This window comes from Streptomyces panaciradicis (assembly GCF_023516615.1).
Lineage (GTDB): Bacteria > Actinomycetota > Actinomycetes > Streptomycetales > Streptomycetaceae > Streptomyces > Streptomyces panaciradicis.
Map to the genome: position 1 here is coordinate 1 of NZ_JAMGBF010000226.1, position 11,172 is coordinate 11,172.

11 protein-coding genes and 1 pseudogene are annotated in these 11,172 nt (G+C 72.8%); 6 read left to right on the top strand and 6 right to left on the bottom strand.

The genetic code is table 11. From position 1 onward, the window contains the following. Window positions 1–213: pseudogene (locus M8J74_RS41855) on the bottom strand (ATPase); the annotation flags it as partial. 166 nt (window positions 214–379) lie between these two features. After that, window positions 380–1,870 carry a glycoside hydrolase family 3 N-terminal domain-containing protein gene (locus M8J74_RS41860; protein ID WP_249841409.1) on the bottom strand — a complete coding sequence of 497 codons (1,491 nt, stop codon included), beginning with the start codon at window positions 1,868–1,870 and terminating at the stop codon, window positions 380–382. Window positions 1,871–2,149: 279 nt separating this feature from the next. Here M8J74_RS41860 and M8J74_RS41865 point away from each other — a divergent pair, with 279 nt between their 5' ends. Next, on the top strand, window positions 2,150–3,187 hold the full coding sequence (locus tag M8J74_RS41865) for a lysylphosphatidylglycerol synthase transmembrane domain-containing protein (RefSeq protein WP_249841410.1): 1,038 nt from the start codon (window positions 2,150–2,152) through the stop codon (window positions 3,185–3,187). 37 nt (window positions 3,188–3,224) lie between these two features. Here M8J74_RS41865 and msrB read toward each other — a convergent pair whose 3' ends face one another. From msrB to M8J74_RS41885, 4 genes are all read right to left on the bottom strand, one after another. After that, window positions 3,225–3,632, bottom strand: coding sequence for a peptide-methionine (R)-S-oxide reductase MsrB (gene msrB / locus M8J74_RS41870; RefSeq protein ID WP_249841411.1), 408 nt, complete (start codon window positions 3,630–3,632; stop codon window positions 3,225–3,227). Window positions 3,633–3,645: 13 nt separating this feature from the next. Continuing rightward, the gene (gene murC / locus M8J74_RS41875) at window positions 3,646–5,034 is read right to left on the bottom strand and encodes a UDP-N-acetylmuramate--L-alanine ligase (RefSeq protein ID WP_249841412.1); all 1,389 of its coding nucleotides are present in this window, start codon (window positions 5,032–5,034) and stop codon (window positions 3,646–3,648) included. Window positions 5,035–5,122: 88 nt separating this feature from the next. Beyond that, window positions 5,123–5,596, bottom strand: coding sequence for an indole-3-glycerol phosphate synthase (locus tag M8J74_RS41880; protein ID WP_249841413.1), 474 nt, complete (start codon window positions 5,594–5,596; stop codon window positions 5,123–5,125). A gap of 134 nt (window positions 5,597–5,730) precedes the next feature. Beyond that, on the bottom strand, window positions 5,731–6,537 hold the full coding sequence (locus M8J74_RS41885; RefSeq protein ID WP_249841414.1) for a pyrimidine reductase family protein: 807 nt from the start codon (window positions 6,535–6,537) through the stop codon (window positions 5,731–5,733). Window positions 6,538–6,574: 37 nt separating this feature from the next. Between M8J74_RS41885 and zapE the strand changes: the two genes are divergently transcribed. The 5 genes from zapE to M8J74_RS41910 form a co-directional block, all read left to right on the top strand. Next, complete coding sequence (gene zapE, locus M8J74_RS41890) at window positions 6,575–7,681, top strand: cell division protein ZapE (RefSeq protein WP_372500431.1); 1,107 nt, start codon at window positions 6,575–6,577, stop codon at window positions 7,679–7,681. Window positions 7,682–7,835: 154 nt separating this feature from the next. Further along, window positions 7,836–8,228: a hypothetical protein gene (locus tag M8J74_RS41895; protein WP_249841416.1), complete on the top strand. Its 393-nt coding sequence runs from the start codon at window positions 7,836–7,838 to the stop codon at window positions 8,226–8,228. A gap of 89 nt (window positions 8,229–8,317) precedes the next feature. Continuing rightward, window positions 8,318–8,896, top strand: a complete 579-nt coding sequence (locus tag M8J74_RS41900) for a carbonic anhydrase (protein WP_249841417.1) — start codon at window positions 8,318–8,320, stop codon at window positions 8,894–8,896. Between the two features lie 8 nt (window positions 8,897–8,904). After that, complete coding sequence (locus tag M8J74_RS41905) at window positions 8,905–10,365, top strand: SulP family inorganic anion transporter (protein ID WP_249841418.1); 1,461 nt, start codon at window positions 8,905–8,907, stop codon at window positions 10,363–10,365. A 129-nt stretch (window positions 10,366–10,494) separates the two neighbouring features. Next, window positions 10,495–11,172: slipin family protein (locus M8J74_RS41910; protein ID WP_249841419.1), on the top strand; the 678-nt coding region annotated here is incomplete at its 3' end.

An 11,172-nucleotide genomic window follows, 5' to 3' on the forward strand; every position in this document is an offset into this window, starting at 1 on the left:
GGTGAGCCGGGGCAGCGGGACGGTCAGGGCGTTGCCCGGACCGGCGGCGCCCTCGCCGAGGGCGCGGCCGTCGGCGGCGTCGGCCAGCACGGCACGGGTGCGGGTGCCGCCGGCGTCGAGGCCGACCACCAGCGCTCGCGCCCCGTCCGAAGGCCCTGCCGGGCCCGGCCGAGGTGCCGCCTCACCCAGGGCTTGGTTCAAATCGCTACTCATTACCGGCCATGGTGGTTGACACATTCAGCGAGGACAAGACCCGTTGGGATCCTCTTCGGGCCGGGGAGGCGTGGACGCGGCGGCGCACGGAGGGCGGGCGACGACGCCGGTCACTCGGCGGCGCGGGGCATCGGCAGAACCGTACGGCTGCCCCGACGGACCGCCCTCAGACGCCCGCCAGCACCTCGGCCACGGCCCGCAGGTTGACCCGTCCGCGCCCGTAGGAGCAGAGGGCGCCGCCCTCCGGCAGCCCGGTGTCCACGCGCAGCGCGTCCGGACGCCGGGCCAGCAGGGCGTCGCGCAGCCGGGCCTGCCAGGGGTGCAGTCCGGCGTCGCAGGTGGCGACGACCAGCGGCGCCCTGGCCGAGATGCGCAGGATGCCGTCGGCGAGGGCGGCGGGGTCGGCCGGCTCCCCGCTGACCGCGGTGCCGCCCGCCGTGGGGTCGGCCTGCCGCAGCTCGCTCAGCAGGTCCTCGCCGCCCCAGCTGAGGGCGGGATGCGGCGGGGGGAAGAGGTCGACGAGGTGGGCGCCGGGCACCGGGGGCGGCACGCCCCGGGCCCGTACCGCGCGGCGGGCCGCCTCCGCCCCGGCCCCGGCGTCCCAGGCGGGGACCGGTCCGGCGACCGGCTCGGCGTACCGCTCGGCGAGCCGCCGCACCCGGCCGGCCGCCTCCGTGATCCGCTCCTCGGCCAGCCGGCCGGAGCGCACCGCGTCCAGGACCTCGTCGCGGCAGCCGAGCGAGACCTCCAGGTCCGGTACGGCCACGACGACCTGGTCCGCGCCCGCGGCGAGCGCGATCCGGGCGCCGGCCGCCTCGCCGTAGCGGTCGGCGATCGCCTTCATCTCCAGCGCGTCACTGACCAGGACGCCTTCGAAACCGAGGTCGAGGCGGAGGATGTCGCCGATGATGCGGCGGCTGAGGGTGGCGGGGCGGTTGGTGTCGAGCGCCGGGTAGACGACGTGGGCGCTCATGAGCATCGGCACCCCGGCGGCGACGGCCGCGCGGAACGGTTCGAGATCGGTGAGCAGTTCGCCGTACGGCCGCGGGTCGACGGCGATGTCGTGGTGGCTGTCGGTCTCGGTGCCGCCGTGGCCGGGGAAGTGCTTGGCGCAGGAGGCGATGGACCGGGCCTCGGTGGCGGCGATCCAGGCCCGCAGATGACGGGCGGCGAGTTCGGGGTCGGCGCCGAAGGAGCGGGTGCGCACGACGGGGTTGCGCGCATGGTGCTGGAGGTCGGCGACGGGGGCGTAGGAGGCGGTGACGCCGAGGGTGGCGAGGTGACCGGCGAGGGCGTCCGCGCAGCGGGCGGTGAGGTTCGGGTCGTCGACGACACCGAGGGCGTAGGAGCCGGGGACGTCGGGGGCGCCCGCGGTGACCAGGTGGCCGATGCCGCCGCCCTCGTTGTCGATCGCGACGAGCAGGTCGGGCCGGAGCGCCCGCAGGGCGTCGGTCAGCTCGCGGACCTGCTCCGCGTCGCGGACGTTGCGGGTGAAGAGGACGACTCCGCCGAGCCCGCGGTCGATGAGCCGCTTGAGGGTGTCGGGGAAGGTCGTGGTGCCTTCGAAACCGGCGACGAGGCAGCGGTGCACCGCCTCGTCCAGCTCGGAGGAGACGGGAGACGGGGACTGGGTCTCGAAGATGTGCGCGGAGCTCACCTCTAGAATTCTTCTGACTCAATCATCCAGAAGTCAACCCTTAACTGGATGATTGATTCACGGGACGGGTCGTCCTCGGGTCGCCCTCGGGCCAGTGTCCCCCCTGTCCGCCATGTCCGCCATGTCTGCGGCGTCGCTGGTTCGCCCGCCTCGCTTAGGCTTCCGGACACCACCCCGTCACGCCGGGCGGGAACGGTTCCGCCGTCCCCTCCGCCTCGCCCCCGCCACGCCCCGTGCCGCGCCGCGGTCCGGGGCCGACGTGAAAGGACGACGTGCGCCGTGCCCCCACCCCCGCTCGACGAACCCCGCGGACCGCTCGCCGCCCCCGCCCTCGCCCCGGCCGCCGTCTCCCCCGCTCCCCTCACCGGCACCCTCCCCGTCCCCCGTCGTCTGCTCCGCCGCCTGCTCGTCCTGCTGCCGCTGGTCCTGCTCGGGGTCTGGGCGGCGGTGGACTGGCGGACCGTGTCCGACGGCACCGTGCGGCTCGGGTCCGCCGACCCGCAGTGGATGCTGGCCGCGCTGTTCTTCACCTGCCTGACCTGGCTGTCGGCCGCGTGCGTACGGCAGGGCGCGCTGCCCGAGCGGCTGCCGACGGGGCTGCTGATCGCCTCGCAGTTCGCGGCCGGCGCCGCCAACCACGTCCTGCCGGCGAGCCTCGGCGCCCACGCCGTCACCCTGCGCTTCCTGCGCGGCCAGGGCGTCCCGCTCGCCCGCGCGACCGCCTCACTGGCCCTGTACTCGCTGGTGCGGCCGGTCGCGAAGACGCTGGTGCTGCTCGCCTTCCTGCTGGCCTCGCCCGGGCTGCTGCACCTCGGCGCCCTCCTGCCGGACGGCCGCACGTCGACTCTGGTCGGGTCCGGGGCGCTGCTGGCCGTGGTGACGACCGTCGTGCTGGCGACGACCGTGCCGCCCCTGCGCCGCCCGGTCCTGGAGTGCGCCCGCGCCGCGCTGACGGACGCGCGGGTACTGCACCGCCGTCCCGCCCGGGTCCTCGCCCTGTGGGGCGGCGCGGCGGCGGCACCCGTGCTCCAGGCGACGGTGATCTTCTGCGTGGGGGCCGCGCTGGGGCTGCCGCTGACCTGGGCGCAGGTCACCTTCGGGTTCCTGGCCGCGAGCACCGCGGTCGGTTCCGTCCCGGCTCCCGGCGGCATCGGCCCGGTCGACGCGGCCCTGGTGTTCACGCTCTCCGGCGCCTACGGCGCTCCCGTGGAGCTCGCCGCGACGGCGGTGGTCGGCTACCGCGTCCTCACGGTCTGGCTGCCGCTGCTGCCGGGCGCGCTGCTGCTGTCGGTGCTGGTGCAGCGCAAGGTGCTGTGAGCCGGCGGCGGGGTCGGCCCTGCCGCCGGCCGTGATCTCAGCTCTCGTCCGGCGTCAGCCGCAGCGAGATGGAGTTGATGCAGTACCGCTGGTCCGTGGGCGTGGGATACCCCTCACCCTCGAACACGTGCCCGAGATGCGATCCGCAGCGCGCGCAGCGCACCTCGGTCCGCACCATCCCGTGCGTGCGGTCCTCGATGAGCTCGACCGCGTCGGAGTCCTTCGGGTCGTAGAAGGACGGCCAGCCGCAGTGCGACTCGAACTTGGTGGTGGAGGTGAACAGTTCGGCGCCGCAGGCCCGGCAGGAGTAGACACCCTTGGTCTTGGCGTCGGTGTACTCACCGGTGAACGCCGGCTCCGTGGCGGCCTGCCGCAGGACCGCGTACTCGGCCGGGGTCAGCTCCGCACGCCACTGCTCGTCCGGCTTTTCGACGTCGTACGACATGAAGCTCAGCCCCTTACTTGGCGAGACGGTCCAGAATGCGCGGGCCGAGGTCGGTGACATCGCCCGCGCCCATGGTGAGAACGAGATCACCGGCCTTCGCCATTCCCGCCACCACCGCCGGCACCTCGTCCTTGTCGTGGACCGCCGTCACGTCCGCGCCCGCGGCCCGCGCGGCCTCGATGATCAGCTCGCTCGTCACCCCGGGGATCGGGTCCTCGCGGGCCGGGTAGATGTCGAGGACCACGGAGGCGTCCGCGAGCGCGAGCGCCTGCCCCATCTCCTTGCCGAGCTCCTGCGTCCGCGAGAACAGGTGGGGCTGGAAGACGACCAGGATGCGGGAGCCGCCGGCGGCCGCGCGCATGGCTTCCAGGTCGGCCGTCATCTCGGTCGGGTGGTGGGCGTAGGAGTCGATCACCTGCACGCCGGCCGCCTCGCCCTTGAGCTGCAGCCGCCGCTTCACCCCGGTGTACGCGGCCAGCGCGGGGGCCAGCTCGGCGGCCGGGACGCCCAGCGCGACGCCGGCGGCGAGGGCGGCCACGGCGTTGTGCGCGTAGTGCCGACCGGGCACGGAGACCGTGAAGGTCAGCTCCTCGCCGCCGAGCAGGACGGTGACCTCGCTCTTGAGGCCCTGCGCCCGCACCGCCAGCACGCGGACGTCGGCGTCCTCGGCGTCGCCGTACGTCACGGTCCGCACCGAGCCGGCCAGCCGCCGGGTCAGCTCCCGCGCGCCCTCGTGGTCGGCGTTGATCACCAGCGTGCCGCCGGGCACGATCCGTCCGGCGAACGTCTCGAAGGACTCGTAGATCTCGTCCATGGACGCGTAGTTGGCGTGGTGGTCGAGCTCCACGTTGAGGACGATGGCGACCTCGGGCGCGTACTTGTGGAAGCTGCGGTCCGATTCGTCCGCCTCGGCGACGAAGATCTCGCCCTCGCCGTGCAGCGCGTTGGAACCGGGGGCGTCCAGGTCGCCGCCGATCGCGTACGACGGGTCGAGGCCGAGTTCGGACAGGGAGACCGCCAGCATCGACGTGGTGGTCGTCTTGCCGTGCGTACCGGCGACGGCGAGCGGACGCAGGCCCTCCATCAGCGCGGCGAGCGCGTCGGACCGGTGGACGACCGGGACGCCCAGCTCGGCCGCGCGGGCCAGCTCCGGGTTGTCCTGACGGATCGCCGACGACACGACGACACAGCTCGCGTCGTCGGCGAGGTGCCCGGCCGCGTGCCCGATGTGCACGGTCACGCCCAGCGCCCGCAGCGCCGCGGCGGTCTCGGAGTCCTTGGCGTCGCTGCCGGCGACCTTCGCCCCGCGCTGCGCCAGGATCTTCGCGATCCCCGACATCCCGGCGCCGCCGATGCCGATGAAGTGCGGTCGGTCCATGGCGGGAGGAAGGCCGGGTGCCATGCGGTGTCTCCTGGGGTACGGCGGACTGTGAGCCACCCAACCCTATGGCACCCGTCCTACGGCACCCGTCCCGGCGGTCGGGTGAGCCTCAGGCCTTGCTGTGCGAGAACAGCTTCAGCACCGGCACCCCCACCTTGTGGCGCGCCCTCGACGCCCAGTCGCGGTGGAAGAACTCCTCCACGTAGTGCGGGTCGGTGAGGACGATCACCTCGTCCGCGTTCACCTCGTCGACCAGGGTCTTCAGGGCGTCCAGCGGGTGGTCCTCGATCAGCCGGCCCTCGGCCTCGCTGCCCGAGACCCGCAGCGCCTGCAGGGAGACCTCCAGGGCCCGCTCGCCGAAGGGCCGCGCGGCCTCGCCCTCGGGCACCTCGCGCTCCCGGGCGGCCTCGTCCAGCTCGCCCAGCGCCACGTCGTCGATCGCCCGCAGCAGGCGGTCCGCCTGATCGCCGCGGGGCTGGAGCAGCACGTGGAAGAGCACCTGCTCGTCCCCGTGCAAGCCGGTGACGAACTCCACGTCTGCGGACGTCAGGGCCTTCTCGATCATCAATACGCTTGTGAACAACGGGGCGCCCCTTCTGCGGAAACCATCCTGCCCCGTCGTGTCACGGGGACTGCGAAAATCAGTGTGCCCGCCGGAACCGAAGCGGAACGGGAGATTCCGTCGTTTCCGGGACCATCGGCACCGCTGAACGAATATCAGGTGCGCTGGTAGCGGCCGTACAGGAACCCCTCTTCCTCCAGGAGGGAGACCAGCGCGAAACGTTGCGGAACCGGAACCGACGGACCGCCGGCGATGCGCTGGGCGTCCCCGGCCGTGAGCATCGGCGACACCGTCACGCAGAGCTCGTCCAGCACGCCCGCGGCCACCAGCTGGCCCAGCAGCCGCGGCCCGCCCTCGGTCAGCAGCCGGGTGTGGCCCAGCTCGGCGAGGGCCCGCACGGCGCGGCCGGGGTCGACGCCCATGCCGTCGCCGGCGATCACCACGCGCGCCCCGGCCTTCTCCGCCTCCGCCACCCGCTCCGCAGCGGCCGCGGCGCCGGTCAGGACCAGGGTGGGCACCAGCGGCGAGGCGAACAGCGGCAGCGAGAAGTCCAGGTCAAGGCTGGCGGTGACCACGGCGATCGCGGGCGCCGGCGCCTGCCCGGCCGCCGTCCGGGCGGCCGCGAACTCCGCACGCGCGCGTGCGGGCCGGTACCCCTCCTGACGGACCGTTTCCGCACCGACGACCACGACATCGGCCAGCGCCCGCAGCGTCCCGAAGATCCGCATGTCGGTCGCGTTGGAGATGGGCTGGGACTTCCCGTCGTGCTGCGCCGCCCCGTCGAGCGTGGAGACCATGTTGGCCCGCAGCCACGGCACCCGCTGCCCGACGGCCGACGGCTCGGGGTAGGCGTAGGCGGTGGCGAGTTCGGCGAGGCTCCACTCGCGGTCGTCCGGGTCGCCGGCACGTCCGCCGGAGGCCGTCGGCACTGTCTGGTCGGTCACAGGGAACAGGCGTCGCATGTCGTGCAGTGTTCCACGACGCTTAGCATGGGTAACCGTGTCGTCCATGCCTTCCGCTCCCGGTATCGATGCGATAGCCGACGCGGCCCCGCTGTCCCTGTGCGCCCGTGAGCCGCACGTCCCCGCGGACCGCCTGGTGGCCGAGATGGTGCCGCCGCCGCGCTTCGACTCGGTGCGCTTCAGCACGTACATCCCGGACCCGAACCAGCCCAGCCAGACCGAGGCGGTGCGGGTCCTGGAGGGCTTCGCGGCCGGGCTCGGCGGAGCGCACGCGGTCGGCGGCGGCAGGCGCGGCTTCCTCGGCCTCGGCAGGCCCAGGGCGCCCAAGGCGCCGGCCGGCCCCCGCGGGGTCTACCTCGACGGCGGCTACGGCGTCGGCAAGACCCACCTGCTCGCCTCCCTGTGGCACGCCACCCCGGCGGAACCCGCGCTGAAGGCGTTCGGCACCTTCGTGGAGCTGACCAACCTGGTCGGCGCCCTCGGCTTCCAGAAGACGGTGCAGACCCTCTCCGGCCACCGGCTGCTGTGCATCGACGAGTTCGAGCTCGACGACCCGGGCGACACCGTCCTGGTCTCCACCCTGCTGGGCAAGCTGGTCGAGGCGGGCGTCGCCCTGGCCGCCACCTCCAACACCCTGCCCGGCAAGCTCGGCGAGGGCCGCTTCGCGGCGGCCGACTTCCTGCGCGAGATCCAGGGCCTGTCCGCCCGCTTCCGCACCCTGCGCATCGACGGCGAGGACTACCGCCACCGCGGTCTGCCCGAGGCGCCGGCGCCGTACGCGGAGGAGCAGGTGACGCAGGCCGCCCACGCCACCGCGGGCGCCTCGCTCGACGACTTCCCGCGGCTTCTGGACCACCTGGCCAGGGTCCACCCCAGCCGCTACGGCGCCCTGACCGACGGCCTGCGGGCGGTCTGCCTCACCGGTGTCGAGCCGGTGCCCGACCAGTCGACGGCGCTGCGGCTCGTCGTGCTCGCGGACCGGCTCTACGACCGCGAGGTACCCGTCGTGGCCTCGGGGCTGGCCTTCGACCGGCTGTTCAGCGAGGAGATGCTGAACGGCGGTTACCGCAAGAAGTACTTCCGGGCGATCTCCCGGCTCACGGCCCTGGCCCGGGACGGCGCGCGGCTCGTCACCACCGACTAGATCAGGCCACCCCAGCAGCGCATTTCAGGCTCTCTTCCGCTGGAAACGTCGAGTTAACCCTGCAAACAACTTTGCAGGGTTAACGTGTTTCTTGACCGGTGATTGACCATCCCTTGGTCGATGCAAAAGCCGTGGCGCGCGGGGAGGGAGGGGCATGTTCCGAGGCAGGACACGTTCGTCCGCGGTGGCCCTGCTCGCCGCCCTCCTGCTCGCCCTCCAGTTCTTCGCGCCGACCGCCTCCTTCGCAGCCGCGCACACGGCCCGTCACGCACTGGCCAAGGACCTGCCCGGAACCAACCCCTCCGGCAAGGCGCTGCGTGACGAGTCGGCCACGGTCCGCCACTGCGATCCCTCCGGTGCCCCCACCGGCCCCCTGCGCACCCGCGAGCGTCACCCGAGCACCGGATGCGCCTTCGAGGAGCCCGAGCGCCAGGTCCTGGCCGACCGCCCGGCGTCCGGCCACGAACCGGTCGTGCTGCGCGCCCTTCGTCTGTCGAGACCCTCGACATCCCCCTCTCCGGCGGCACTTCAGGTCTTCCGCTGCTGAGAGAGCCGAGCAGAACAGAGCAGTTCCCCCACCCTGTCCTGCCCACACCGACGCGCCCCCCACGGCGCGCCAGGAGGAGACGCCACATCATGCAGCCCCTCATCGACAACGCCCGTACGTTCGGACAGCGCCCTGAGGAGTTCGCCAAACTCGCCGAAGGCCAGTCCCCGCAGGTGCTGTTCATCACCTGCTCCGACTCCAGGGTCGTGCCGGCCCTGATCACCGGCGCCCGCCCGGGCGAGCTCTTCGAGCTGCGCACCGCGGGCAACATCGTGCCCCCGTACGCCTCCGAGCACCCCACCAGCGAGGCCTGCACCATCGAGTACGCCGTGGAGGTCCTCGGCGTCCGCGACATCGTGGTCTGCGGACACTCGCACTGCGGCGCCGTCGGCGCCCTGGTGCGCGGCGACGACCTGGACGCCGTACCGGCGGTGCGCGACTGGCTCGCCCACGCCACCCCGCGCCCCTCGGGCACGGTCGAGGACCCGACCGTCGCCGAGGGGGTCCAGAGCCATGTCCTGACGCAGCTGCTGAGGCTGCGCTCGTACCCGTACATCGACAAGAAGCTGACGGACGGCGAACTCACCCTGCACGCCTGGTTCTACGAGGTCCACACCGGCGCCGTCCTGGCGCACGACCCCGCCGCCGACGCCTTCAAGGCCCTGTGAGCCCGGCGATGACGACCAAGTACCCCTACCTGAGGCAGGACTTCCTCGCCTCCATAGTCGTCTTCCTGGTCGCCGTGCCGCTGTGCGTCGGCGTGGCGGTCGCCTCCGGCGTCCCGGCGGAACTGGGCCTGGTCACCGGCATCGTGGGCGGCCTCGTCACCGGGTTCCTGCCCGGCAGCAGCCTCCAGGTCTCCGGGCCGGCCGCCGGTCTGACCGTGCTCGTCTTCGAGGCCGTCAGCGAGTTCGGGGTCGGCACACTCGGCGTCATCGTGCTGATGGCCGGCCTGTTCCAGCTGGCCATGGGCTTCTTCCGGATAGGCCGCTGGTTCCGGGCGATATCCGTGTCCGTCGTCGAGGGCATGCTCTGCGGCATCGGCCTCGTGATCATCGCGGGGCAGCTCTACGCGGCGGCGGGACTGAAGGCCCCGCAGACCGGCATCGGCAAGATCGCGGGCCTGCCCGGGGCGTTCGCCGACGCGCTCGGCAGCAGCGAGGCCCTGGCCTCGCTCGCGATCGGCGCGGGCACCATCGCCGTCATCGTGCTGTGGAAGCGGCTGCCGAAGGCGGTGCGGTCCGTGCCGGGCGCCCTGGCCGCGGTGGTCCTGGCCACGCTCGCCACGCTCGCCTTCGGGCTGCCGGTCGCCACCGTCGAGGTGGAGGGCCTGTTCGGGGTCGTCCAGGTGCCGGGCGCCGACGCCTTCGGCGAGCTGGCCTCCCCGGCCGTCTGGGGCACCATCGTGGCGTTCACGCTGATCGCCTCGGCCGAGAGCCTGTTCAGCGCGGCGGCCGTGGACCGGCTGCACGACGGTCCGCGCACCCAGTACGACAAGGAGATGGTCGCCCAGGGCGTGGGCAACACGGTCTGCGGTCTGCTCGGCGCGCTACCGATGACCGCGGTGATCGTGCGCAGCTCCGCGAACGTCGCCGCGGGCGCGCGGACGAAGGCCTCGCGGGTGCTGCACGGCGCCTGGCTCCTGCTGTTCGCCGCCGCCCTGCCGTCCGCCCTGGCGCTGGTCCCGATCCCGGCCCTGGCCGGAATCCTGGTCCACGCGGGCTGGAAGCTGATCCCGTTCCGTCAGATCACCGCACTGTGGCGCGGTCACAAGGGCGAGGCGCTGATCCTCGTGGCCACGGCCGTGTCGATCGTCGCGGTGAACATGTTCGAGGGCGTGCTCATCGGTCTGGCCCTGTCCGTGGCCAAGACCGCCTGGGAGGCCTCGCACCTCAAGACCGAGATCGTCGACAAGGGCGCCGGTCCGGTCCAGGTCCACCTGACGGGCAACGCCACCTTCCTGCGGCTGCCGAAGATCCTCGACAACCTGGAGGCGCTGCCCCAGGACCGCCCGGTGGAGCTGGACCTCTCCGGCCTGCACCACCTGGACCACGCCTGCCGCACGGCCCTGGAGAACTGGGCGGAGCGGCACAGCGCGGCCGGCACCGAGCCGGTGCGCGTCACGACGGCGGCATGACCCCTTCCGTATGACACACGGGCGTATGACCGTCCGATGACCGGTCCGGGGCCCCTCGTGGCCCGGGACCGGTCATCGGGCATATCGTGGCAGGGGCAGACAGAAAGACCTCTCACACAGGGGGTCACCATGGTCCCTGAGCTGGTGACGGCCGCCGTGGCGGTGGGAACCGCCGGCCTCGTCTACGTGGCGTCCGCGGCGCGCGTGGTCAAACAGTACGAGCGCGGGGTGCTCTTCCGGCTCGGGCGGCTCGGCGGTGAGGTGCGCAGTCCCGGGTTCACGATGATCGTGCCGTTCGTGGACCGGCTGGCCAAGGTCAACATGCAGATCGTCACGCTGCCGATCCCGGCCCAGGAGGGCATCACCCGGGACAACGTGACCGTGCGCGTGGACGCCGTCGTCTACTTCAAGGTCGTCGACGCGGCGGCGGCGCTCGTCAACGTCGAGGACTACAAGTTCGCCGTCTCGCAGATGGCGCAGACCTCACTGCGCTCGATCATCGGCAAGAGCGACCTCGACGACCTGCTCTCCAACCGGGAGAAGCTCAACCAGGGCCTGGAGCTGATGATCGACAGCCCGGCCATCGGGTGGGGCGTGCAGATCGACCGGGTGGAGATCAAGGACGTCTCGCTGCCGGAGTCGATGAAGCGCTCGATGGCCCGGCAGGCCGAGGCCGACCGCGAGCGGCGGGCCCGCATCATCAACGCCGACGCCGAACTCCAGGCCTCCAAGAAACTCGCCGAGGCCGCCAAGGAGATGTCCGAGCAGCCCGCCGCGCTCCAGCTGCGGCTGCTGCAGACCGTCGTC

Coding starts and splice junctions, on each gene's coding strand:
- msrB (WP_249841411.1), bottom strand. CDS start 3,632: ATGTCGTACGACGTCGAAAAGCCGGACGAGCAGTGGCGTGCGGAGCTG.
- murC (WP_249841412.1), bottom strand. CDS start 5,034: ATGGCACCCGGCCTTCCTCCCGCCATGGACCGACCGCACTTCATCGGC.
- M8J74_RS41885 (WP_249841414.1), bottom strand. CDS start 6,537: ATGCGACGCCTGTTCCCTGTGACCGACCAGACAGTGCCGACGGCCTCC.
- M8J74_RS41895 (WP_249841416.1), top strand. CDS start 7,836: ATGTTCCGAGGCAGGACACGTTCGTCCGCGGTGGCCCTGCTCGCCGCC.
- M8J74_RS41900 (WP_249841417.1), top strand. CDS start 8,318: ATGCAGCCCCTCATCGACAACGCCCGTACGTTCGGACAGCGCCCTGAG.
- M8J74_RS41905 (WP_249841418.1), top strand. CDS start 8,905: ATGACGACCAAGTACCCCTACCTGAGGCAGGACTTCCTCGCCTCCATA.